General features: G+C 54.0%; 20 protein-coding genes and 1 pseudogene. 5 read left to right on the top strand and 16 right to left on the bottom strand.

Annotated elements, in window-relative coordinates; all coding sequences use genetic code 11:
- Positions 1 to 215 precede the first annotated feature (215 nt).
- Positions 216 to 1,220: a LacI family DNA-binding transcriptional regulator gene (locus KDC22_RS06880; RefSeq protein WP_211722486.1), complete on the top strand. Its 1,005-nt coding sequence runs from the start codon at positions 216 to 218 to the stop codon at positions 1,218 to 1,220.
- Between the two features lie 76 nt (positions 1,221 to 1,296).
- Here KDC22_RS06880 and KDC22_RS06875 read toward each other — a convergent pair whose 3' ends face one another.
- From KDC22_RS06875 to KDC22_RS06825, 11 genes are all read right to left on the bottom strand, one after another.
- Entirely contained in the window at positions 1,297 to 2,559 is a 1,263-nt protein-coding gene (locus KDC22_RS06875) for a M20 metallopeptidase family protein (protein ID WP_246553340.1), read from the bottom strand.
- On the bottom strand, positions 2,556 to 3,893 hold the full coding sequence (locus tag KDC22_RS06870) for an LLM class flavin-dependent oxidoreductase (protein WP_211722485.1): 1,338 nt from the start codon (positions 3,891 to 3,893) through the stop codon (positions 2,556 to 2,558). Before KDC22_RS06870 ends, KDC22_RS06875 begins: the two co-directional genes overlap by 4 nt.
- Before the next feature lie 79 nt (positions 3,894 to 3,972).
- Positions 3,973 to 4,464 (bottom strand): DinB family protein, encoded by a 492-nt coding sequence (locus KDC22_RS06865; protein ID WP_173130745.1) that lies wholly within the window; start codon positions 4,462 to 4,464, stop codon positions 3,973 to 3,975.
- Between the two features lie 261 nt (positions 4,465 to 4,725).
- Positions 4,726 to 5,907: an N-methyl-L-tryptophan oxidase gene (gene solA, locus KDC22_RS06860; RefSeq protein ID WP_343222031.1), complete on the bottom strand. Its 1,182-nt coding sequence runs from the start codon at positions 5,905 to 5,907 to the stop codon at positions 4,726 to 4,728.
- Positions 5,873 to 7,072: an amidohydrolase gene (locus KDC22_RS06855; protein WP_211722484.1), complete on the bottom strand. Its 1,200-nt coding sequence runs from the start codon at positions 7,070 to 7,072 to the stop codon at positions 5,873 to 5,875. Before KDC22_RS06855 ends, solA begins: the two co-directional genes overlap by 35 nt.
- Positions 7,072 to 8,094 carry an LLM class flavin-dependent oxidoreductase gene (locus KDC22_RS06850; RefSeq protein ID WP_211722483.1) on the bottom strand — a complete coding sequence of 341 codons (1,023 nt, stop codon included), beginning with the start codon at positions 8,092 to 8,094 and terminating at the stop codon, positions 7,072 to 7,074. Before KDC22_RS06850 ends, KDC22_RS06855 begins: the two co-directional genes overlap by 1 nt.
- An 11-nt stretch (positions 8,095 to 8,105) precedes the next feature.
- Positions 8,106 to 8,858, bottom strand: a complete 753-nt coding sequence (locus tag KDC22_RS06845; RefSeq protein ID WP_173130739.1) for an amino acid ABC transporter ATP-binding protein — start codon at positions 8,856 to 8,858, stop codon at positions 8,106 to 8,108.
- On the bottom strand, positions 8,855 to 9,565 hold the full coding sequence (locus KDC22_RS06840; protein ID WP_173130737.1) for an amino acid ABC transporter permease: 711 nt from the start codon (positions 9,563 to 9,565) through the stop codon (positions 8,855 to 8,857). Before KDC22_RS06840 ends, KDC22_RS06845 begins: the two co-directional genes overlap by 4 nt.
- Positions 9,565 to 10,347: an amino acid ABC transporter permease gene (locus KDC22_RS06835; RefSeq protein ID WP_173130735.1), complete on the bottom strand. Its 783-nt coding sequence runs from the start codon at positions 10,345 to 10,347 to the stop codon at positions 9,565 to 9,567. The genes KDC22_RS06840 and KDC22_RS06835 overlap by 1 nt, the downstream gene beginning before the upstream one ends.
- A gap of 33 nt (positions 10,348 to 10,380) precedes the next feature.
- Positions 10,381 to 11,262, bottom strand: coding sequence for a transporter substrate-binding domain-containing protein (locus tag KDC22_RS06830; protein WP_211722482.1), 882 nt, complete (start codon positions 11,260 to 11,262; stop codon positions 10,381 to 10,383).
- A gap of 109 nt (positions 11,263 to 11,371) precedes the next feature.
- Positions 11,372 to 12,265: a LysR family transcriptional regulator gene (locus tag KDC22_RS06825; protein ID WP_211722481.1), complete on the bottom strand. Its 894-nt coding sequence runs from the start codon at positions 12,263 to 12,265 to the stop codon at positions 11,372 to 11,374.
- Positions 12,266 to 12,541: 276 nt separating this feature from the next.
- Here KDC22_RS06825 and KDC22_RS06820 point away from each other — a divergent pair, with 276 nt between their 5' ends.
- The gene (locus tag KDC22_RS06820; protein WP_211722480.1) at positions 12,542 to 13,081 is read left to right on the top strand and encodes a GNAT family N-acetyltransferase; all 540 of its coding nucleotides are present in this window, start codon (positions 12,542 to 12,544) and stop codon (positions 13,079 to 13,081) included.
- Positions 13,082 to 13,591: 510 nt separating this feature from the next.
- Here the strand turns inward: KDC22_RS06820 and KDC22_RS33340 are convergent.
- Together KDC22_RS33340 and KDC22_RS33335 are read right to left on the bottom strand one after the other, a co-directional pair.
- Positions 13,592 to 14,257 (bottom strand): vWA domain-containing protein, encoded by a 666-nt coding sequence (locus KDC22_RS33340; RefSeq protein WP_246553672.1) that lies wholly within the window; start codon positions 14,255 to 14,257, stop codon positions 13,592 to 13,594.
- Between the two features lie 225 nt (positions 14,258 to 14,482).
- Positions 14,483 to 14,956 (bottom strand): annotated as a pseudogene (locus tag KDC22_RS33335) (TerD family protein); the annotation flags it as partial.
- Positions 14,957 to 15,101: 145 nt separating this feature from the next.
- On the opposite strand from KDC22_RS33335, the gene KDC22_RS06810 reads away from it, so the two are divergent.
- Positions 15,102 to 16,532: a TerD family protein gene (locus KDC22_RS06810; RefSeq protein ID WP_211722479.1), complete on the top strand. Its 1,431-nt coding sequence runs from the start codon at positions 15,102 to 15,104 to the stop codon at positions 16,530 to 16,532.
- A 212-nt stretch (positions 16,533 to 16,744) separates the two neighbouring features.
- Here KDC22_RS06810 and KDC22_RS06805 read toward each other — a convergent pair whose 3' ends face one another.
- The gene (locus KDC22_RS06805) at positions 16,745 to 17,701 is read right to left on the bottom strand and encodes a 3'-5' exoribonuclease YhaM family protein (protein WP_211722478.1); all 957 of its coding nucleotides are present in this window, start codon (positions 17,699 to 17,701) and stop codon (positions 16,745 to 16,747) included.
- A 224-nt stretch (positions 17,702 to 17,925) separates the two neighbouring features.
- Positions 17,926 to 20,205, bottom strand: a complete 2,280-nt coding sequence (locus KDC22_RS06800) for an FMN-binding protein (protein WP_211722477.1) — start codon at positions 20,203 to 20,205, stop codon at positions 17,926 to 17,928.
- A gap of 483 nt (positions 20,206 to 20,688) precedes the next feature.
- On the opposite strand from KDC22_RS06800, the gene hemH reads away from it, so the two are divergent.
- Positions 20,689 to 21,741 carry a ferrochelatase gene (gene hemH, locus KDC22_RS06795; protein WP_211722476.1) on the top strand — a complete coding sequence of 351 codons (1,053 nt, stop codon included), beginning with the start codon at positions 20,689 to 20,691 and terminating at the stop codon, positions 21,739 to 21,741.
- A gap of 80 nt (positions 21,742 to 21,821) precedes the next feature.
- On the opposite strand, the gene KDC22_RS06790 is transcribed toward hemH, so the two are convergent.
- On the bottom strand, positions 21,822 to 22,277 hold the full coding sequence (locus tag KDC22_RS06790; protein ID WP_173130714.1) for an IDEAL domain-containing protein: 456 nt from the start codon (positions 22,275 to 22,277) through the stop codon (positions 21,822 to 21,824).
- Positions 22,278 to 22,719: 442 nt separating this feature from the next.
- Between KDC22_RS06790 and KDC22_RS06785 the strand changes: the two genes are divergently transcribed.
- Complete coding sequence (locus KDC22_RS06785) at positions 22,720 to 23,058, top strand: hypothetical protein (RefSeq protein ID WP_211722475.1); 339 nt, start codon at positions 22,720 to 22,722, stop codon at positions 23,056 to 23,058.
- Positions 23,059 to 23,152: the final 94 nt, after the last annotated feature.

The raw sequence follows: 23,152 nt of genomic DNA, 5'->3' as shown, positions 1-23,152 counted from the left end.
ACCACGTTTGAGTAAACGTTTACTCAAACGTGCAAAGAGCAACTCTTTAAGTGTAATTTCATACGTTAACGTAAACGTTCACCTAAAAGGTATCCTGTTTATTTTTCCTTGTCAATGCTCAATTCCCCCGGAATATTAATTTCAATTGACAAAGAAAAAGCAAGGACTTATATTTTCAGTAAACGTTTACTGCTAAACGGCAGGTAGGAGAGTCCATGAAGCCCACAATTAAAGATGTTGCTCAAAAGGCAAACGTATCCATTGCCACTGTCTCACGGGTTCTGCATAACTTAGGCGGATATTCAGATAAAACGAAGCAAAAGGTAGATCAGACCATCAAAGAGCTTAAATATCAGCCGAACGCAATCGCCCGCGGACTGATTAACAAACGCACCCAGACCATCGGCGTCTTATTTCCTGATGTGTCGAGCAGCTTCTCCTCCGATCTGCTCCACGGGATCAGCGAATTCGTCCATGAGCACAATTACAGTGTGATAGTCTGTAACACCGATCAGGACGGCAAACGTACGCTGAAGTATCTGCAGCTTCTGCGCGAGAAGCAGGTTGACGGAATTATTTTTTCCAGTGAAGTGCTTAAGCAAGAGTATTATGACATGCTGGAGAGCATGAACGTTCCAGTGGTGCTGGTCTCTTCCCGAACGGATTATGCCAATGTCCCTTATGTGAAGGTCGATGATTATCAGGCGGCCTATGACGCTGTCCATTATCTGATCACCAAAGGCCACCGCAGCATCGGCATGATCAGCGGAACCAAGGGAGATCCCATCGCCGGAACTCCACGGGTCGAAGGATACCGCAAAGCGCTGGAAGCACACGGCATCGCCTTCGACAGCCGTTATCTCGTATATGGAGACTTTTCATACGACAGCGGCTGCAGAGCCATGGAAGCCTTATTACGGAGAACGCCCGAGGCTACTGCTGTCTTCGCAGCCAGTGACGAAATGGCGATTGGTGCCCTGTCGGTCGTTACGAAGCATGGAATGAATGTCCCTGAAGATATCTCCATCATGGGATACGATGATCTCCGGTTAGCCCGGATGGCCAATCCGCCATTGACTACGGTGCGCCAGCCGCTGTATGACATTGGAATGCTCGCTTCCGAGAAGCTGATCGGCATGATTGAAACGGGGGAGCCTGCGGAGAGTCAAATCTGCACCCACTCCATTGTGGAAAGACAAACGGTCCGGGCAATTACGTGAACAGGGACGCATAACTGTTCTTCCTGAACACAAAAGGTTGTTCCCGGTGCCATTACTGGCCGGGGAACAACCTTTTCTATACTATTTCCGCTTTATAGTCCTGTGCAGCAAGCCTCACCAATACTCTGGCGCCATGTACCAGCACGGCCTCATCAATGTTGAACAGGGGCTGGTGGAGCGCATGTGTATTTCCCTGTTCCGCATTGCCACAGCCGATAAAGGCAAACGCTCCAGGCACCTGATCGAGATACCAGCCGAAATCTTCCCCGGCCAGGCTCGGCTGCTCCAGCAGATACGCCTGCTCATCTCCCAGCACTTTGCGCGCTGCCACAAGCATCTGCTGAACTGAGAGGGCATCGTTCACCACAGCGATACCTTCGCGTAGCTCCAGGCTGCTGCTGCCGCCATAGGCTTCAGCAATCGCTGCCGCGTGACGCTTCAGCCCTTCCGTAATCCGGCTGACGGTTGATTTCGAGAAAGCCCTGAAGGTGCCGGTCAGCTCACTGTGCTCAGCAATGACATTGATCGCCGTACCGGCCCGCAATGTCCCGAAGGACAGCACCGCTGCTTCCGACGGATTAATCCCACTCGCCATCAGCCCGTTCACCTCGGTAACAAACCGTGCCGCCATCTGGATAGCGTCTACCGCTTCATGCGGTGCGCTGTGATGTCCGGCGGTGCCCTGGAATGTCACGGTGAAATGGCTGGAGGCCGCCATGGCATACCGGGGATGTATACCCAGCGTTCCAATGGCAAGCTCCGGCATCACATGCAGCGCATAACACTGGTCCACCCCTTCCAGAATGCCGTCTTCGATCATATCCCTGCCGCCGGAGAGCAGGCGCCCGTCCAGCGGACTGCGGCTTGCGCCTTCCTCCGCCGGCTGAAAGACGAAGATCACCGTGCCGCTCAGCTGATGCCGGAATGCCGCTAGTGTCTGCGCGGCCCCGAGCAGCATCGCCGTATGGGCATCATGTCCGCAGGCATGCATTACGCCGGGATTCCTGGACTTATAGTCCAGCTCATTCAGCTCACTAATCGGCAGCGCGTCCATATCCGCCCGCAGCAGAATCACCGGCCCGCTCCCTGCCGTTCCCCGGAGCGTCCCGGTAACTCCCATCCCGAAATGCCGGCCCACATTCCGCCGCACCTCAATTCCCCATAACTCCAGGTGCGCAGCAACCTTGCCGGAAGTGCGGGCCACATCGTAGAGCAGCTCCGGGTGGCTGTGCAGATCACGGCGGATCGCAATCAGCTCTGCCTCCAGCCCGCCAGCATACTTCATCATGGCTTCAAGATCCGGGTTCAGACTCTCTGCACCTGACCGTGCTTGTGTCACACTTGCCCGGCCGGTTCAGAAGCCTTGGAATAACGGTTCTCCGGTACCGGCAGCCCAAGGTTCCCCCGCAGGGTATCGCTTTCGTATTCGGTGCGGAACAGCCCGCGCTCCTGGAGAATCGGAACGACCTGATCCACGAATTCCTCCAGACCATCCGGTACGGCGGCGGCCAGCATGAAGCCGTCGGCAGCTCCGCCCTCGAACCAGGCCTGAAGCTGATCGGCCACCTGCTCCGGCGTCCCGATGAAGCTGCTGCGCGGCGTTGCCGATTGCAGGGCAACCTGCCGCAGGGTCAGGCCCTGCTCTTTGGCATCCTTTTTGATTTTGTCCGTGCCGCTCTGGAAGCTGTTTCGGCCCAGGTCGCCGACATCCGGGAACGGCTCATCCAGCGGATACTGGGAGAAATCATGATGCTCGAAGAACCGGCCCAGGTAGTTCAGCGCATTCTCTATCGTCACCAGACCGGCAACCTCCTGGTATTTGCGTTCTGCCTCCTCTGTGGTAGCCCCCAGTATCGGTGCGATGCCCGGAAAGATCAGCACTTCCTCGGGATTGCGACCGAATGAAGCTACCCGGGTCTTCACATCCTTATAGAACGCCTGGGCAGACTCCAGCGAGTCATGACCCGTGAAGATGGCGTCCGCTACGCTTGAAGCATAATTCTTGCCGACCTCGGAGGAGCCTGCCTGGAAAATAACCGGCTGTCCCTGCTTCGAGCGGGCGATATTCAGCGGACCCTTCACCGAGAAGAACTCACCTTGGTGATCCAGCGTGTGCATTTTCTGCGGATCGAAGAAGACGCCCGTCTCCTTATTGCGGACAAAGGCATCGTCCTCCCAGGAATCCCACAGCCCGCGTGCCACCTCCAGATATTCAGCGGCGATGCGGTAACGCTTGCCATGGTCCGGGTGCTCCTGCTTGCTGTAATTGAGCGCAGAGCCTTCAAGCGGTGAGGTTACCACATTCCAGCCGGCCCGTCCGCCGCTGATGACATCCAGCGAGCCGAATTGCCGGGCCACTGTGAACGGCTCACTGTAGGAAGTGGACAAGGTGCCGACCAGACCGATCCGGCTGCTGACTGCTGCCAGCGCACTAAGAATCGTCAGCGGCTCGAAGCGGTTCAGGAAATGAGGAATGGATTTCTCATTAATAAACAGACCATCTGCAATGAAGATCAGATCCAGCTTACCTTCCTCCGCCTTGCGTACCCATTCCTTGTATAACTCAAAATTCACACTGGCATCAGGCTTCGCATCGGGATGACGCCACATGGAGGTGCTTCCCCCCACGCCGTGCAGCAGTGCTCCCAGCTTCAATTGTCTCGGTGTAGTCATGATCATTCCTCCTCAAGATGGTGTATTACCGTTCACTTGCGGCTGTTCAGAGCAGCCTTATAGCAGGTTTACTGCAGGTTCATAGTGCTGCTTGCTGCGTAGATACACCCGCCTCCGCTCCGCGCTTGATCCGTTCGATCTGGGCCAGATGGTTCTGGACATGAGCGGTGAAGCTGCGGACGATATCGGCAATCCGCACACTCTCTCCCTTAGGGTTAATCCCGCTTTTCTCCCATTCTGCATCGCTCAACCTTCCCAGCAGGAGACTGTTGTAATGCAGCAGGCTGCGGAACAGCTCCAGGCTGTCAGCCGCCCGGCCCTGATTACTGTGCTGTCCGCTGACCCAGGCATCCTGCTGGAACGCCGGGAGCTGTACCTTCGTATCTGCCAGAATGTCACGGATGCGGAAGGATACCACGATACTGTGATCAGCCAGGTGCGCCAGCACCTCGGTTACGCTCCAGCTTGACGGCTCCGCCTTCCACTTCAGCAGCTCATCGGATAAGCCTTCCAGCGCCTGCACTAATTGCCCGTGCGTATTCAAGTACTCCGTTAGCTCCACGCTGCTCATTGCTATTCCCCCAGTATAGGTTTTAATTACCGTTGTTCAGGTCACTATGTTTAATTGCACTTTGTACATCTAAAACGTCTGATTTACAACCCATTATCTGTTTAATTGTAGTTCGTACAATTAAAAGTTTTTTGCTTCTGATTTTCAACCATTCGGGCAAATATAGTTGTACAGGCTACACTTATACGTTGCACGTACGTCTTTTTGCTGTTTTTAAGTGTACATTTTACAACTATCCCTGAATTGAGGTGTGTTACACTACTATCTCAAATCGGATGCGCTGCTATTGAAGCGTGACAATGCAAACGGAGCTATATTCTGCCTGGTATGTCCCTGCACAGCCAGATCCGCAAGGATCTCTCCGACCACGCTGGAGAATTTGAAGCCATGTCCCGAAAAGCCTCCTGCCAGCAGCACGTGGCGGTAAGCCGGGTGGCGGTCAATAATGAAATCTTCATCCGGCGTATGCTCATATTTGCAGACGGAGCCCTTCAGCAGCCGCCCGGCTGCTCCGGGCATATAGGCTTCCAGCACGCGGCGAAGGTCGCCTTCATCGCTCTCCAGACTGCCGAACGGTGCCAGCGGTTCGCCGGGCTTCCACTCCTCGCCTATGTCATGGCGGCCGATCTTCAGCCCTGCTCCGCCAATACCTGGGAAGCCGTAGAACCCGCCTTCCTCTGAACCGAGCGTGAAGCCGGGGAACCTCCCGGCATCGAAGTCCGGCGTACTCCCAAACCAGCCCACTACCTTGCGGACCGCCTTAATCGGCAGGCTGATGAAGGAGGACAATGAACTGAACCAGGCACCGGCGCTGAGAACAGCAGCCGCTCCGTGATAATCGCCGTGCTTCGTGTGAACGGTGACACTCCCTTCACGGGCGGTCACATGCTGCACGGGTGTATTCGTCAGCAGCTCCGCACCGTGAGCCAGCGCAAGCTGCCGGTAGGCGGTAATGCAGCGCTCGCTGTAGAGGTAACCGGCATCCGGCTCATACATCGCTTCGAAGGATTCCGGAAGGTTCAGGGCCGGCCAGCGGCGGCGGATCTCCTCCGCATCCAATTGCTCGGCACGGACCTTCCGCTTGTGCGCTTCCGCCAGGCGGCCGGAGAAGGAATACACGCCGCTGTCCGCCAGATTGAGCACGCCCGAAGGGACAAGCAGCTCCAGGTCACTCTCCGCTTCGGCCTCTTCCCACAACACCTGGGCACGGAGTGCCAGGTCAATATAAGCCGGGTCACCGCTGTAGGCATGCCGGATCAGCCGGGTATCCCCGTGATGGCTTCCTTCGGTATGCGGCGGATCAAAAGCATCCATCAGCAGCGTCTTCACACCGCGCCGGGCCAGATGATAGCCCGTGCTCATCCCCATTGAGCCTGCGCCGACAATAATCACATCATATATGGGAGTGTCAGCGATGATCTGTACCCCCTTCAGCCGAGAGATGCTCAAGTACACGTACCGCCAGACCGCTGAAGAACCCGGCGCCTACAGGCAGCGCCGCTTCGTCCAGATCGAACGCCGGGTGATGCCATTCCTGTCTCCCCGCTGTGCCGGTGAAGACAAACAAACCGGGAATCTCCTGCTGATAGAAGGCGAAATCCTCCCCGGCCGGTGAGGGCACCGGCTTCACGGAGGTATAACCCAGATTCGCAGCCGTTTCTTCTCCCAGCCGGGCCAGCAGCGGATCATTGATGACCGGCGGAGGTCCGCCAATCCAGCGCACGCTGGCCTCGGCCCCCAAGGCGGCTGCAACACCCAATACCACTTCTTCGAACCGCCTCAGCACCCTGGCGCGTACCGCTTCATCGAAGGAACGGATCGTCCCTTCCAGCACCGCCTTCTCCGGGATGATATTCCACGAGTTCCCGCTGTGAATCTGCGTAACACTGATGACAGCACTGCTCAGGCTGCTCACATTGCGGCTGACGACGGATTGCAGCGCCGTTACGATATGCGAGGCTGCCACGATAGGATCTATCCCGGCTTCCGGCACCGCCGCATGGGTTCCGAACCCGCGGATCTCCACTCTGAATCCGTCAGCGGCTGCCATCAGCGGGCCTTCCTTAATGCCGATGGTCCCTACCGGCAGATCGGGCTTATTGTGCATCCCGATGACAGCGCGGACCTTCTCCAGCCCTCCGGCAGCGATGATCTGCTGCGCGCCTTGCGCCTTCTCCTCGGCAGGCTGGAACAAAAAGCGGACCGTTCCCTTGAGGTTGTCCTCCTGCTCCTTCAACTGATAGACCGCCCCAAGCAGCGCCGCCGTATGGAAGTCATGACCGCAGGCATGGCTTCTGCCGGGAGCCTGTGAAGCATAAGGCAGTCCGGTCTCTTCCTGAATCGGCAGAGCATCAATATCCGCCCGCAGGGCAATCACCGGACCGTCCTGCAAGCCGCCGATCTCGGCAATCACTCCGGTCTTCAGCCCGTAATCCACTATCTTCACCTCTGCCTGCTTGAGCAGTGAGGTGATATATCTTGTAGTTTCAACTTCTTCATTGGAGAGTTCAGGATGCCGGTGCAGATGACGGCGGATCTGGGCCAGCCGCTCCTTGAAAGATAACGCCTGTACTTCCTGTGCCGCAGCTTCCGTGGCTGAATTTGTCATTAGCGGGATGCCTCCGCCGGCACTTCAGCCAGTGCTTCGCTGAGCAGCTCGAAGGAACGCTGCCGCTTGCCGAAGGGCTGCACATTCGTCGTGACGATGAACTCCTCTACCCCGGAGGCTTCGGCTAATGCCAGCAGCTGCTCACGGACGCTCTCCTTCGTTCCCTTGGTAATCTCAGGTTCCCGCTCCTCCAGCGTATAGGATTCTTCACTCTGGCGGGTGAACTCCTCCGCCTGTTCCCGGCTGGCCAGCGTCAGCGTCTTGCCGCTGGCGAAGCGGATGCGGATCAGCTTCTGCGCTCCCGCAAGCTCCCCGGCCTCCTCCTCCGTATCCGCCACGATAACAGCCAGCGCGATAATGACCTGCGGCTGCTTCCCGCCGCTCGTGTTGAAGGCGCTGCGGTACGTCCGCACCGCGTCCAGGGCCACGGCCTGATCGCCGCCGATGAACAAAGAGAATACATACGACAGTCCAAGTTCCGCCGCAATCCCGGCGCTGGCGACACTCGCGCCAAGCACATACAGCTGCGGCGGCGTTCCCGGCAGCGGGCCTGCCTTCAGCCCGGTGAGCGGATGATGCGCCTCCAGCCGGTTATGGACATATTGGTCCAGCTCCACAATCTTGTCCGTCAGCGAAGAGGCTTCGCCGCCTCCCTGCTGCAAGGCCTGTGTGCTGCGCGGCAATCCGCCGGGAGCGCGGCCGACGCCAAGGTCCACCCGTCCCGGTGCCAGCGAAGCCAGCACGTTGAAGTTCTCCGCCACCTTGTAAGGACTATAGTGCTGAAGCATAATTCCGCCCGAGCCGATACGGATGTGCTCCGTCCTGGCGAGCAGATGAGAGATCAGCACCTCGGGCGAAGAACCCGCCACCTGCTCGGAATCATGATGCTCGGATACCCAGAACCGGCGGAAGCCCAGCCGCTCAGATAGCTGCGCCAGCTCGATCGTATGCTGAAAAGCCTCTTCCGGCGTCTCCCCGGGATAGATCGGGCTTTGGTCCAATACGCTGATTGTAATTGCCATAGATATGCCTCCTAGATGGAATAGTTCAGCTCCGGCGTGATCCGCTTCAGGAACTGCTTCGTGCGTTCTTCGCGTGGATGGTTGAATACCTCGCTTGGTGTCCCTTCCTCGACAATCACCCCGCCGTCCATGAATACCACATGGTTCGCCACATCGCGGGCGAAGCCCATCTCATGCGTCACCACAATCATCGTGATCCCTTCCTTGGCGATTTTGCGGATCACCTCAAGCACTTCGCCCACCAGCTCCGGGTCCAGTGCCGAGGTAGGCTCATCGAAGAGAATGACCTCCGGCTCCAGGGCAAGTGCTCTGGCAATCCCGACCCGCTGCTGCTGGCCGCCGGAGAGCTGGCTCGGATAGGCATCCAGCTTGGCGCCGAGTCCGACCTTTTCCAGCAGGGCAATACTCTTCTCCCTGGCCGCTTCCTTCGGGAGCTTCTTGACGATCAGCAGACCCTCCATCACGTTCTCGAGCGCTGTTTTATGCCGGAACAGATTGTACTGCTGGAAGACCATAGCCGTCTTTTGCCGCAGCTGGTGAATATCCTTCTTGCGGGCATGGCGGCAGTCCAGCTTGAACTCACCGATCGAGATTTCGCCGCCGCTGGGCTTCTCCAGATAATTCACGCAGCGCAGCAGAGTGGTTTTGCCGGAACCGCTGGGGCCGAGAATGACGACTACTTCCCCTTTGGATACCTTGAGATCAATATTATTCAGCACCTGATGGCGCCCGAAGGACTTCGATATATGCTCCAGCTTAATCATGCGACTCCCCCCCGGTTATACAGATTTATCCGCTTCTCGATCAGGGCGGTGGCCCGTTCAATGAGGAACGTCAGCCCCCAGAAGATCAGCGCCGCCGCTAAGTAAGCCTCGAAGAATTTCCAGTTCGTTGAAGCTACAATCTGCGCCTGGGCATTGATATCCACGACCGACACGGTAAAAGCCAGCGTAGACCCGTGCAGCATCCCAATCACCGAATTCGACAGGTTGGGCAGGCTCGCCGCCAGCGCCTGGGGGAACACAATCCGCCGGAGCGCCTGGGGCGTACTCATCCCTATGGAATGCGCAGCTTCAATCTGACCGCGGTCCACCGCCAGCAGGCCGGAACGGACCACCTCGGACATATATGCCCCAGCCGTGATCGAGAAGGCGATATAAGCGAAGCCGATCATCGGAATGGATACCGAGCGGAAGCTCCAGCCGAACTGTACGGCAAGCCCGTCGATGATCATCGGCAGCCCGAAATAGATCAGCAGCAGATGGGTCAGCATCGGGGTCCCGCGAATGAAGGTGACATACCCCACCGCCAGCGGATACAGCCCGGGTGTTCTATAGATGCGGATCAGCGCTACCACAATGCCTATTACGAATCCTGCCAATACCGAGACTACCGTGATATACAGCGTCGTAGGGATGGCACTCAGAATTTGCACGAACGCCGTCCAGATAAATGATGGGTCCAGCTTCATTACGCGCCGCCTCCTTTGCCTGATCCTAGATCTGCGACGATAGTGCGGAAGGACGATTTTTTGTGCAGAGTGAACCTCTTCTTCACCGGACTGCCCTGGTCTTCATGCCGCAGTAACCGCCGTTCCGCCACCAGCAGCAGCTTCTCCACGCATAAGCTGATTACGAGATAGATAAGTGCAAGGGCAATATAGGTTTCGATAAAATGCTGAGTCGCGCTGCCCAAAGTCTGTGCCTTGCCCGTCATCTCCATTACTCCCAGCGTGAACGCCAGCGAGGTATCCTTCAGCAGCGCAATGACCAGGTTCGAGAATACGGGAATCGCAATTCCCAGCGCCTGCGGCAATACGATCCGGGTAAAAGCCTGATATGAGGTCATTCCCGTGGCGTACGCTGCTTCCACCTGGCCTTTATCGACTGCCGTTACCGCTGCGCGGATCATCTCCGACATGAAAGCTCCCGTATGCAGACCGTAAGTCAGAATCACGAAGACCAGCACCGGCGTCCGCGTCATATCAAGATTGACCAGCTTCAGCACCTCAGGCAGACCGTAATAGAACAGGAATAATTGGATCAGTATCGGCGTCCCCCGAAAAAAAGAAATGTACACCTCCGCGCAGGTCTTCAGGACCGGCACCTTATACAGGCGGGGAAGGGCAATGATAAATCCAACCACCATCCCTGCCAGCAGCGAACAGGCTACGATCAGCAGCGTAGTGCTCAGCGTAGTCAGCAGCTTGGGCAGGAACGAGAAGATAAATCCAAGATCAAACGGTGCACCCATTCTGCTCCTCCTCTCCGCTGTACAGCATGTTCATTATTGAACTGCTGATGTGGTCACGTCCGCTCCGAGCCACTGCGTGCTTATTTTGCCCAATGTGCCGTCTGCCTTCAGCTCTGTAACTACTCCGTCAATGGCATCCGACAGCTTCTGTGAGGGGGCATCCTCCTTGCGGAACACATACAGAATGTCAGCGGAAGACAGCTCAGGACCGACTGCCTGCAGCTTGCTCTGCGGATCAATAATCGGCAGTACGAAATCCGCAGCCAGCGTGGCATCCACACGGCCCGAGTCAACCTGGCTCACCGTATCGTTGGCCGCACCGTTCTGATAGACAATTTTGATCGAATCCGCGCCATGCTCCTTGTTATAGTTCTCAAGAATTTGCGCTTGCGCGCTGGTGGCACCGGTCAGTACCTTCTTTCCCTTCAGATCATCCAGTGTCTGGATCGAGGTGTTACCTTTGGCTACAACGATGCGGTTTCTCCAGTGGGCATAAGCTTCTTTGTTAAAAGAATACTTCTGCTCCCGCTCCGGGTTCTTCTCCATAACATGGGCTACCAGATCAATCTTCTTCGTCTCGAGACTCAGCAGCAGATTACTGAAATCCATCGTCTGGAATTCAAACTCATACTCCGGCAGACGCTGGTCAATTTCCTTCAGCAGCTCTACGTCGAACCCGGTCAGCTTGCCGTTCTCATCAATGAAGCAGACATTTGGAAAAGCGGTGCCCGTGCCGATCACAATCTTGGTCACCTCAGCCGGTTCTGCGGCTGCAGTTGTTGTCTCCGCACTGCTCTGCGGTGCTGCTTCTGCTACTTTCCCGCCATTGCCGCTGTTCGCGCTGTTATTGTTGCCGCATCCGGCAATCACCAAGGTTAATGCTAGTGCTGATGCGAATGAAATGGTCTTTTTCATCTCTCTGTCCCCTTTCAATTTAGACAATCCCTATATGTTTAGTGGTGATTATATGCAGTTAACTTTATCACTGCATGTTGCCATGCGCTAATAGAGTTTTTTAATACAGCTATACAAGAAGTCGATTCAGCTTGCCCGGGGTTCCCAACTCCAGCAGGGCTTCAATGAATTCCGCATTCTCTCCGTTCAGGGAGATCAGGCTGGTTCGCAGAGAGATCCCTTCCGTCTCAGCGATATCTATCCGGATCAGTGTTCCTGCCTCCACCTCCTCCTGCACACTCAGCGCTGGAAGGAAACAGATCCCCGCTTGCTTCAGCACCAGCTTCTTGGCAGTCTCCAGATTATCCACCTGATACACAATGCCCGGCGGCTGCTCCATGCTCTCAAATACACGGTGCAGGCGCATCCAGTCCAGCGAGCCGCATTCGAAGAATACCAGTGTCTCGTCAGAGATCTCCTCGATGGAAGCACGGCCCTTGCGGGCCAGCGGATGACCGGCGTACACATACAGCGAGATGGGATCTTCACAGAAGGGAAACGACTGGATGGCCGGATTAACCACCTTGCGGATAAAAGCGAGATCAATCTCCTTCGCCTTCAGCTTCTCAATTAATAGTTCGGTGGAAGCCGTGGTCAGCTTGATGCGGATGTGGGGATACCGCTGCTTCAAATGCAGCAAGAGATGCGGCATCAGATAATTAGAGACCGAGACCGTACTGCCGATTCTCAGTTCGCCCGGGATTTGACCTTTGGATTGCAGCTGATGTTTGCCGTTCTGATAGACCTGCAGAATCTGCTGCGCGTAGGGGAGGAACTGACGGCCTTTATCCGTCAGGTTAATCTGTTTGCCCAGCCGGTCGAATACCTTGCAGTCCAGCTCCCGTTCAAGCGACTGGATACGGGCCGTTACTGTCGGCTGCGAGATGTAGAGTACATCTGCCGCTTTGTTGAAGCTGCCGTAGTGGTTGATGTAGACAAAGGCCTCAATATTCTCAATGTTCAAGCGTAGTCCCCCTCCACAGTTTATAATTTACTATTCCAATCGACTAACAATGAATTAGGGCCGCACTTCTCTATAGAATTTGTTTATATCTTAGTCACCGGCCCTTTTTTTGTCAACAGACTTATCCTCTAATATACAGCCAATACCATTACATGGATCACAATTGCAGATAGAACTTTTCTATCCGTTAATCGAAATTGTTAAATTCCTCTTATACTCATCGGATTTATAGATTATAATAAGCGGCACACCCCATTTCCGAACAGGAGGCGCCAGATGAACATTTCCGCAGAGATTGTAATCCGTGAAGCCGCAGACGCAGACCGTGAAGCCATTGCCGGAGTATTACTCGAAGCCTACAGCGAATATTCAGCCGTGCTGCCCGCGGCTTCGTGGGCGGATTACCGCGATTCCATTCTTGATTCCGTCCATGGCGATGCACCGGTCTCCCGGATTGTAGCCGAACTGGATGGACAAATCGTAGGGAGCGTGCTGCTGTTCACCTCTTCCGAGGCCGCTTACGGCAGGCCCGAGCTGGGAATCCATACGCCGATCATCCGTCTGCTCGCTGTCTCTCCGGCTGTCCGGGGACGCGGGGTTGCCAGGCTTCTGATCCTTGAAGCGGCAGGAAGATCCATTTCCCTCGGGGCAGCCAGCTTAAATCTTCATACTTCAGATATGATGGCGTCTGCGGTCAGGCTGTATGAAGGCTTAGGCTTCAAGCGGGCTTATGAGACAGATCTGAAGAACGGGGATACTCTGGTCAAAGGCTACTGCCTGGCGCTGCCGGTCTCCGCTAGTCTGCAGACGAAATGAACGTCCGCAGCCCTTAGTTTCTGAGTAGGATCAACGTAAACACTTGGATGGACGCTGCGCGGGATACGAAAACACATTTTCCAAAGAACACGGAGAAACCGCCTTTTTGGTCAAGTATTGGCCAAATACAAAAAGCAATGATTCTCCAATTAACGGGAGAACCACTGCTTTTTTAACATTTGAAGCTTTTGAGAAATTTGAGAACCTTCCGGCGATCTGCCACAAGCTTCGCTTCGGCCGCAGGCTTTTGCAAAATCCTGCCCAAAATACAACATTCCCCTCAACATCCCAGCCAGAATCCAACATTGTTGCATAAAAGGCAGGATATCTTCCCCCTACGGACGGCTTAGCAGCACAATTCCTGCATTTCCTGCAACATTCCTCCCTACACCCGGGTAACAAGGAATCCAAGCTGCAAATAGTGCAACATTCATGTCTATATACTTTGAAAATGCCTATACTGCGAACGTAAGCACAATAGATAGGGTTGAACGAACACACAACGCAAAGCTACAGAATCCGCTTCGCCTTCGCCGCCTTCAGCCACTGCGGGAATTCATTCAACAGCTGATCATACAGCTCCTCATCGGATACTTCCTCGATACGGTCCAGATGGATGAAGCTTGCGTTATCCACCAGTCTGCCGCTCATCGTATCAAGCTGCTTCAGCACCTCGAAGTCGGAGTCGCCGATCCCAACGAACTGCCAGAAGACCGGCAGGGCGGAGGAGGCCATAATTACTTTTTTGGTAGGCTTAACTACACCTCCGTCGTTAATAAATATAATGAATACCGGGGTTGAATCCTTCTCCTCCCGGGTGTATTTCTGGATCACATCCTCCATGACCGGCGGTTCGTTATTGCGGCCGAACTTATGGATCGAATCGTTATTCATGATATGAGTGACAACATAGCTGCCCAGCTCCTGTTCCGTAACCGGCGGCAGTCTGCTGAATTCCGTATCATAGACCCACACATCCAAAGAGCCGTTGTCATCGAACTTGCTGGCGACAGCGAGAATACGTTCCACTACTTCCTGGACAACCCCTCTGGCATACAGACTTCTCATGGAGCCGGTAATGTCCAGCACGATCCCCACTCTGGCCGTTACATCCGTTAACTGTTTTTTGATGAGGGTAAGCTCTACTATTTTTTTGCGTAAGTCGATAGAAGACAGAACATTAACCGGTGCGCTGTCTTCCGCCTGTGGCCGGGCAGGCTCTACCTGTTCCACCCTCTCCGCCACTTCTGCCGCTGCTGCCACCTCTACCCGTTCCACCCTTTCCGCCACTTCTGCCGCTGCTGCCACCTCATTCCCGGCCGCTTCCTCAACCTCAAGCCCATAGCTCTTGCAGAGTGCAGCCAGTCCTCCGTTATAACCGCTGCCGATGGCGCTGAACTTCCAATCCCCCTGATAGCGGTACAGCTCCCCGGCTACGACTGCTGTCTCCTCTGACAGATCTGCTCCGTAATCAAAACGGTATATTTCTTCCCCGTTCTTGCGGTTCATTAGCCGCAGCTGCAAGCCGGACAGATCTTTCATCCCCTGATTGCGCTGCTCGCCCTCGTAGATTGTCAAGGTCAACGCAATCCGGGCATAGGACTCTGGAATTCTGGATAAGCAGATGGTCAGACTCTCCCCGCTCTCCCCCTCCGCAGCATGAGCTACGGCCCCATCCCTTGATACTGGATTCCCATAGAAAATGAAATCCTCATCCCGTTCACACCGGTTCTGACCCGACAACAGAAAAGCTGCCGCATCGACACCAATTCCGCCATACTTCGTGTCCCAGCAGAGCCGGACGGTTATATCTTGAACGCCTGTTCCTTTGGTGATATCTACCTTCTGCCCTTTTAACAACTGCAAATCTCTCATCTCCTCTTCATAGAAGTGAATCCGGAAGTCATAGATAAGGAATACCATACCCGGCACTCTTTGTACAACCTGCATCGTTTGTATTTCTCCGTTTGCTCCTTTAATATGAAGTTTAGTAGAGATAATAGATAAGGGGCTAACCCAGATGGACTTCACAGCAATAGACTTTGAGACAGCCAATTCCAGCCGCACCAGCGCCTGCTCACTCGGGCTTGTTCAGGTTCGGGCAGGTGTGGTGACAGCGGAATATGACTGGCTGATTGACCCGCGGCAGCGGTTCGACGGGATGAATATCGCCATTCACGGCATTACACCCTCCATGGTTAAGGGCGAGCCTACCTTCGCTGAGCTGTGGCCCACCCTTAAGCCGCTGCTGCAAGGCGAAATTGTGATCGCGCATAATGCTGCCTTCGATATGAGTGTACTGCGGTATTGCCTGGATGACTCGTCTCTTGGCTATCCGGATTTCCAATATTTATGTACCTATCTGCTCGGCAAAAAAATGCTCCAGGAGCTGCCCTCCCATAGGCTGAATATAGTCTCAGCGCATTTCGGCATCCGGCTGAAGCACCACGATGCGCTGGATGACGCCAGAGCGTCGGCACTCATTCTATTGAAATTAATGGAGCAGTGGCAGCAGTTCGATCCCCTGCTGTTAGCGGACAGCCAGGGCTACAAGGCCGGGACGCTGTATGCAGGCGGATATACGCCCTTCAAGGCAGCGCCCAAGAAGCCCGCGAAGAAGCCGGCAGCTCCGAAATCGGCTGCCAAAACTGCTATGAAGACGCCGAAGCCCGCAGTATCCGGTATACCGGGCATGAAAACGCCGTCTGCAGATAGGGTTCAGGATGTCACGGCTTCCGTCACTCCTCCGCTTGCCGTTCCGCCTGTTCCGCCTGCGCCTGCCTCACCACCTATTCCTGAGCTGGTACGCGGCCAGCGCGTGGACATCGGCGATAAGCTCAGCGCCTCCCGGCTTCTGGTCGCTGTGGAGTGGGATTCTCCCGCTCCCTTGCTGGAACCGGAGATCTCTGCCTGTCTGCTCCGGGAGTCAGGGCGCTGCGAACAGGACCAGGACTTTGTCTTCTACGGGAACAGGGAAGACCCGAGCGGATCGGTCTCCTATATCCAGCCTGCTCCGCACACGGGAATTCTGCAGCTTCAGCTATCGAAGCTGTCAGCCGCCACGACGCGGATCGTGTTGACCTGCACGCTGGGTGGGGACATATCCAGCCAGCGTGCAGGACAGCGAGCAGAGCAGATTCAAAACGCTTCCGTCTCACTAATGAATGCCCAATCGGGAGCGAGGCTTGCCCGCTTCTCCTTGGATCAGGACTTCCGTCTTGAGACTGCCATCGTCATTGGCGAGTTCTACCGCTATAAGGGCAAATGGAGATTTGCAGCGGTTGGTGAGGAATTCCCGGGCGGACTCCGTGCCCTATGCAGCCACTACGGTCTTGAGGTGGAAGCTGAGGGTCCTGCAGATCAGCCTGCGGCTGAATCGGCAGCCTCGGCGGAAACTACGGATCATAGGAGACTTGCGGACAAGCTCCCTCCGGCCTCTTACCACTCATAGCGCCAAATACCCCTGGCGGCAGCTCTTTGTTTTTGAGCAGGATCAGCTTAAGCATCGGGTGGACGCGCTGAGTGATCGGAACTATTGAAGCAAGCAGCAATGGAGCAACAACAAAAAGCAGCGATTCCCCCATAACGGGAGCCGCTGCCTTTTTAGCGTTTGAAGCTTTTGAGAGAGTTGCAATTATCTGCTTTTCAGCAATACAGAGTATCCTATATCTTCAGCCGGTACACGGCCTTATTCTCCAGTCCTCTAATGAATGGCGTCCATTCCTCCGTCTCCGGAGTGGTGTCGAGGGCATCCTCCACCATCTGCAGCTTGGCATCCATGGCATCAATATGATGCAGGGCCACCGCCTCAGCCGTCTGGGGCTGAACCGGACTTCCCCACTCTCCCAGATTGTGATGGGACAATACGAGATGCTGAAGCGCCAGGATTTTCTCCGAATTCAGATCAATCCCGGTCCGGATGGCCGCTTCCGTAATCCAGCTCGAAGCCATGGAGATATGCCCGATCAGCTTGCCCTGCACACTGTAATCCGACACAATGCCGTATTGGGAGATCATTTCTTCCGGCTTGGCGATATCATGAAGAATGATGCCCGCTCTCATCAGATCAGGATTCAGGAACGGACGCTGCTTGCACAGGAAATCTCCAATCTCCAGCATTCTGACCATATGATAAGCCAGTCCGGCAAAATAAGCATGATGATGGGTTTTGGCCGCCGGATAATGCATCAGCTTCTCCTCTACCTTACCGACACAGAAGTTAACAACCGCCGCAATGTCCGGGTCGGTTATGCTTGCCATCGCGTTTTTGATCGTATGGACCAGGTCTACAGGACGCACAGGAGCCGAGCGGATGAATTCCGTAAGCGACACGCCGTCGGATTCATCCACCAGTCTAATCTTGGTGACCTTGACCTGGAGCTTCTCCCGGTAGGTATGAGCAATACCGCGGACCTTCACCAGTGCCATCGGGAAAAAAGTCTCCTTATCCGTCACACTGACGTCCCAATATTTAGCCGAAATCTGACCGCTGGAATCACCGAGTACAATATCGAAATAATCCTTGGGAGGAGTACCGTTGGTCTGCTTCAGCCCCAGCTCTCTGAGCAGATAGAAGCCGGTGAATTCATCCTGCGGGGATAGCTGTTTGATTAATGTCATTGTGAAGCCTCCTATTACTTACAGGTCTCGGCCTGCTGTGTATATTAGTGTGTATATTAAGGTTTAGACATTCACTTCCCAAATCCCTTTAAATTACTATGCAATCACCAATCCAATTTATGTCCCGCTCCGGCTGCCAAGTCTCTATAATTCATCTAACAACAGAAAAAGGGGCGTCCCCGCCATTTGCATGGTCAAGGACAACCCCTGGTGAATGGATTTAATTATTTGCCTGCGGCTTCAAGCGCTGCCTTAATCGCTTCGATGACTTTGGCGGAGATGGCTTTCTGGGCATCATTCACTCCGAAGGCTGCTGCACGGTATCCGTACTTATGCAATCCTTTGCCATTCGAGGTGTTCTCGATCTCGTATTTCACGAGCAGCTCATCATCGTTCAGGCCGTATCTTACTTTGCCTTTATCATCAAGGTAGTACACAGCCATAGTTACCGGCACATTGTATTCAGTCGTAACCATAACATTTACAGTCTTGTCAGCACTTGCACCGATGAAAATGCCATCGAAGTAAGCCGCTTTATCCGTTTCTGTAATTTCCGCTTTACCATAAGCTCTGTCAACGGCAGCTTTCAGTGCATCACTGCTGCTGGTAGCGCCCGATACTGCATCAACCCCTTGCGCACCTTCTCTTGTACCTGCGGCAAGGAAGCTGGCGGTCAACACCGGAATAGCCTTTTGAACTTCAGCATAAGCAGCTTTGCCCAGATCGGCCATGTTCATGCCCACACGGGAAAGAGCAACGTTTACGATCTTGCCGTTACGCAGCGTAACATCAGCTTTGTTGGTGCCTTTATCATAAGCATTACCGTAAGCGGTGAAGGTACCGTCTTTATAAGTGCCTTGTAATTTGGACGCATTGGTCAAAGCATCAGTCAGAGCTGCTTTTGCTGCGGCAGATACCGCTTCTTGACCGGCAATATCAGCAGTGTCTACGCCTTTTGCAAGCAAACCGGCAGTCAGCTGGTCTACAAGGGATTTCTGTGCTTCGGTACGCTTGTCGTCAGCAATCAGCTTGCCGTCTGTACCGAACAGGCTCAGCTTGATTCCCGTTACTTGGTCAGCCTCGACATCAACCAGCACCATAACCTTCGACTGATTATCTACACCGGCAAATTTGCCGTCGAAGTACTGACCTTCACCCGGAACCTTCAAGGCTTTCTCAAAAGCACGCTCTACCGCCTGGTTCCAGCCGTGGCTGCTCTCGGTAGCACCGGAGATTCCGTCTACCTTCTTGTCATATTTGGCAAAATAAGAGCCGTTAGCCAGCAGCTTGGCTGTCATCGGGGCATTCGCCTTCACAACCTCCGCATAAGCGGTTGCGCCTCTGTCTATCAGGTTGTTGCCAAGTCTGAACAGCTTCACATCAACCAGCTTGCCGTTGCGGATTACAACATCCGCTCTTTCCACGCCTACACTTCTTGCCGTACCGTAGGAAGAATAGAATCCGTCGATATAAGCAGCCGTGTTATGGACGCTGGCATTTTGCTCCGCATCCCAGAAAGCATTAACTGCGGCTATGGATTCGGCCTCGAAACCGGCTACCGGCTGTGCAGCAGAACCTTTGGCCAGCAGTGCAGGTGTGATAGCTGCAATCGCTGCTGTCTGTTCAGCAGTATAAGTCTTCTCATCCACGAAATCACCGTTTGCACTCAGCGGGTACAGCTTAACATCCGTAAGCTTGTTGGCCTCATAAGTAGCAAACACGGCATATTTGGCTTCAGGATCTACACCCATGTGGACACCGGAGAAGTAAGCGGCAGCAGCCGGCTTATCCTGTAGCGATCTTGCGAACGCTCTGTCCACCGACAATTTCCAGCCGTTGCTGGTGCGGGTGGCGCCGGATACAGCGTCAACAGCAGCAGCGCCGTCTCTGGTTTTGCCTACGAGTCTGTCTTTCATCAGGCCATAGGCCGTCCAGACTCCGCTGTAATTCTCGCGGGCATTGCGGTCGATGATTTTGGGACTGGTTCTCAGCAGCTCGATGTCGGCGATCTTGCCGTCTTTGATAGTAACTTTAGCACCTTCTGTACCTTTGGAGTACGCATCTCCATAGGCTACATATACTCCATCCTGATATACGGCTTCGTGCACAGTAACCGGTGCTGCAGTTGCTACAGGCTTAGCTGTTGCGGCCGGTTTGGCTGTTGCCTTGGGGGATGCCGCCGGGGCGGTGGTTGCTACAGGCTTAGCTGTTGCCTTCGGGGTAGCTGCCGGTTTGGCTGTCGCTTTCGGAGTAGCCGCCGGTTTAGCTGTTGCCTTCGGAGTGTGTACCGGTTTGGCTGTTGCCTTCGGAGTAGGAGCCGGTTTGGCTGTTGCCTTCGGAGTGGCTGCCGGTTTCGGAGCGGGCTTCGCAGTCGCTGCCGGAGCTTCTTCCGAGGCTGCTGAAACCGCATCCACCTTCAGGTTCAAAGCCGGTGCGTTAATCGTGTAGGCTAGTGGCGCGAGCAGCAAGGCTGCGCTTACAGTCAAAGAAATTAATTTTTTCAAATGCGTATTCTCCTTTATATCCCCAGTAATATGTAGCATTTTTCAACCCGTTCGCTTTCGTTCAATTCCTGCTCATTATGAAGAGTAGCCGACTCCTCCTGACAAGTACATTCCCCCTTTGCCATTCCTGCTGGGCCCATCCCGTGTAAGAAAAGATTCATCTATATATACAATCTTTCAAAAGGTGAAACAATTCACATAGTGAAGTGAATTAATTCACATAAGTGGACTTCAAGCGGCTGGTGAACATTTCTGGCTTGATGGTAACAAAATTGAAACTCTTTTCTCTGTACATAAAATCACATACCCTATAAGAAACATCACTTTTTTGCACTATACTAAAATATATATTTCCTCTGCCTCTCATAATCTCCCATTTACTCCTTCATATGATATTCGTGCGATATATTATATTGTATGTTTCTGCTTATATATGATACTTTTAAACGATGTCATGTTCACGGAAAGGGGCTGCAGCTACTCATGAATCAGTCGCTTATAGGTGTTATTCTCGCTCAGATCGGAACCCCCGACGCCCCTAGTGCCAAGGCGGTCCGTCCCTATCTCAAGCGCTTTCTGTCCGACCGCAGAATTATTGATTATCCTCCGCTGCTCTGGCAGCCGCTGCTGCGGGGCATTATTCTGCGCACCCGGCCGCGCCGGTCCGCGAAGCTGTATCAGGAGATCTGGATGGAAGAGGGCTCCCCTCTGCTCGTCCACTCCAGAGCCCAGCAGAATGCGCTACAGATCCTGCTGGGCAGCAGCTATCAAGTGGAGCTGGGACTTGCGTACAGTGAGCCGGGTATGTCTGAAGCCTTCCGCAAGCTGGAAGCTGCGGGCATTACCCGGATCATTGTACTTCCTTTATTCCCGCAGTATTCCTCGACTACAACTGCTTCTGTCTATGAAGCTGCAAGCTTCGCCGCCCTGGGACGGCACAGCCGTTCCGGTCAGGTATCCAAGCGGTTCGTACCGGCGCTGCGGTATGTAGAAGCCTACCATGATGCGCCCGGCTACATCGCAGCGATGAGATCCTTATTGCTGCGGCAGATCCGTGCAATGAGTGAAGAGCCTGATTACTATGTTCTGTCTTTCCACGGAATTCCCCGCCGCTATGCCGAGACCGGAGACCCGTATCCGCAGCAGTGCCAGGAGACGGCCCGTTTGCTGGCAGAGGCTATGAAATGGCCCCCGGAACGCTGGCAGCTCTCCTTCCAGTCCCGCTTCGGGCCGGAGACCTGGGTAGGCCCGTCTACCGCCGATACCCTGAAAGAGCTTAGCGGACGCGGAATCCGGCGGCCGTTGATTTTCTCGCCGGGACTGGTCACGGACTGCCTCGAAACGCTGCATGAGCTGGCTGTAGAAGGCCGGGAACTCTTCGCCGCAGGCGGCGGAGCCGCAGAGAATCTGGAGGTGGCCCCGTGCCTGAATGACACGGAAGAGTGGATCAGCTTCCTCGCCGGACTGATAAGCGGCACTGCCCGGGGCTGGCTCCCTTCCGCAGTAACTGAGAAGACGGCTGTCCAACCGGTCTGATAACGAATTTTTATAAAAAAAACGCCCGGTCTACAGGTATCTTGATCCTGTGAACCGGGCGGTTTATTGTTGGTATATGATTATCGAACAGTCAGCTGTTTATATTTGGCAGTCAGTTCCTCGAACCACTGCTTATCCTGCAAAGTCAGGGCAAAATCAATCAATTCAGCAATTTCCTCAGGCTGCAGCTCCGGCGAATCATTGAAGCAGATCTCTGCCGAAGCAGCCGCCGCCCCATCCGCACCTTCTGCAAAATCATAAGAGAACATCAGCTTGATATCGCTCTCCAGGAACTCATTCCGCAGGAAGTAGAGCACCTCGCACATCAGGACAGGTCTGACATGGCTATCGAAGACACAATCCATTACCTTCGCCCAATAATGCTGGTTGCTGAGATGCAGCTTATCATTGGTCAGAAGATACTGCTCACCCTGAAAATCATTGACAAATTTCAGTTCAACCGGCTCCATTTTAAAAATACCGGCAATTTGCTTCCTGGTGATATTCAAGATGTCTTGTGTTTCTAATCTCATCATTCTCATGCACCCCGTTCCTCATATTCGGACTTTCCTCTATATGCTGCATATGCTGTGATTTCATGATTCGACAATAATTTTAACTAATTTATAGTATTATCGACTTTTTCTTAGTTATTGTTAATGCTTTTCAATTAAAATTTTAAAAATTCTGTTTCAGGCTGCTGGAAATCGGTTAATTTATTTATTTTTTTGAGGTAATGGGTACTGAGGACAGGAGGATTCGAGGGCACGAGGCACGAGACTCGAGGATTCGAGGGCATGAGGCACGAGACTCGAGGATTCGAGGGCACGAGGCACGAGACTCGAGGGCACGAGGCACCAGACTCGAGGATTCGAGGATTCGAGGGCACCAGAATCGAGGATTCGAGGCACTGAGCCCCCTCCCGCAGGAAGCAAATGGATAAACGTATCTTAATTCGTCGTTTTCCGAGGAATATGATTGAACAAGTGGAAAAACAGCATCTGCTGCCGTTCATTTTCGCTGCTATGGGTGAAAGGTGATCATTTAAGTGCCATTTATACAACTGCTGTTATAGCAGCGACCATTTACTCTTCAGCAAGTGGACAAAATCCAACTGCTTCCGAATTCCATCCTGCATCCGGTCAGGTTGTTCCAATCGTCTCCAGTGGGTTACGGAGCATGGGCCAAGCGGAAACGGCTTTGCCGTCCTTTTATAAGGAAGGTGTGGGTTTCAGCGAGAATATAAGGATAAGTTATCATGTGAAACCTATAAATTCTTATAGTTGCACAAAAAAGCCATCCAGTCTCAAAGACTGAATGACTGTGCATTGCGCTGCATTGCCATGTATTGCTGTGTATTGCTGTGTATTGCTGTGTATTGCTGTGTATTGCCGTACATTGCCGTGAATAA

Source organism: Paenibacillus tritici (assembly GCF_018207515.1).
GTDB classification, from domain to species: domain Bacteria; phylum Bacillota; class Bacilli; order Paenibacillales; family Paenibacillaceae; genus Paenibacillus_AQ; species Paenibacillus_AQ tritici.
This window is presented reverse-complemented; position numbering and strand designations above follow the sequence as displayed.

Bases quoted from the DNA above. Each gene is read 5' to 3' on its own strand.
- KDC22_RS06810 (WP_211722479.1), top strand. From the start codon at position 15,102: ATGGACTTCACAGCAATAGACTTTGAGACAGCCAATTCCAGCCGCACC.
- KDC22_RS06830 (WP_211722482.1), bottom strand. From the start codon at position 11,262: ATGAAAAAGACCATTTCATTCGCATCAGCACTAGCATTAACCTTGGTG.
- KDC22_RS06865 (WP_173130745.1), bottom strand. From the start codon at position 4,464: ATGAGCAGCGTGGAGCTAACGGAGTACTTGAATACGCACGGGCAATTA.
- KDC22_RS06880 (WP_211722486.1), top strand. From the start codon at position 216: ATGAAGCCCACAATTAAAGATGTTGCTCAAAAGGCAAACGTATCCATT.
- KDC22_RS06845 (WP_173130739.1), bottom strand. From the start codon at position 8,858: ATGATTAAGCTGGAGCATATATCGAAGTCCTTCGGGCGCCATCAGGTG.
- KDC22_RS06805 (WP_211722478.1), bottom strand. From the start codon at position 17,701: ATGACATTAATCAAACAGCTATCCCCGCAGGATGAATTCACCGGCTTC.
- KDC22_RS06820 (WP_211722480.1), top strand. From the start codon at position 12,542: ATGAACATTTCCGCAGAGATTGTAATCCGTGAAGCCGCAGACGCAGAC.
- hemH (WP_211722476.1), top strand. From the start codon at position 20,689: ATGAATCAGTCGCTTATAGGTGTTATTCTCGCTCAGATCGGAACCCCC.
- KDC22_RS06840 (WP_173130737.1), bottom strand. From the start codon at position 9,565: ATGAAGCTGGACCCATCATTTATCTGGACGGCGTTCGTGCAAATTCTG.
- KDC22_RS06835 (WP_173130735.1), bottom strand. From the start codon at position 10,347: ATGGGTGCACCGTTTGATCTTGGATTTATCTTCTCGTTCCTGCCCAAG.
- KDC22_RS06850 (WP_211722483.1), bottom strand. From the start codon at position 8,094: ATGGCAATTACAATCAGCGTATTGGACCAAAGCCCGATCTATCCCGGG.
- KDC22_RS06855 (WP_211722484.1), bottom strand. From the start codon at position 7,072: ATGACAAATTCAGCCACGGAAGCTGCGGCACAGGAAGTACAGGCGTTA.
- KDC22_RS06870 (WP_211722485.1), bottom strand. From the start codon at position 3,893: ATGACTACACCGAGACAATTGAAGCTGGGAGCACTGCTGCACGGCGTG.
- KDC22_RS06790 (WP_173130714.1), bottom strand. From the start codon at position 22,277: ATGATGAGATTAGAAACACAAGACATCTTGAATATCACCAGGAAGCAA.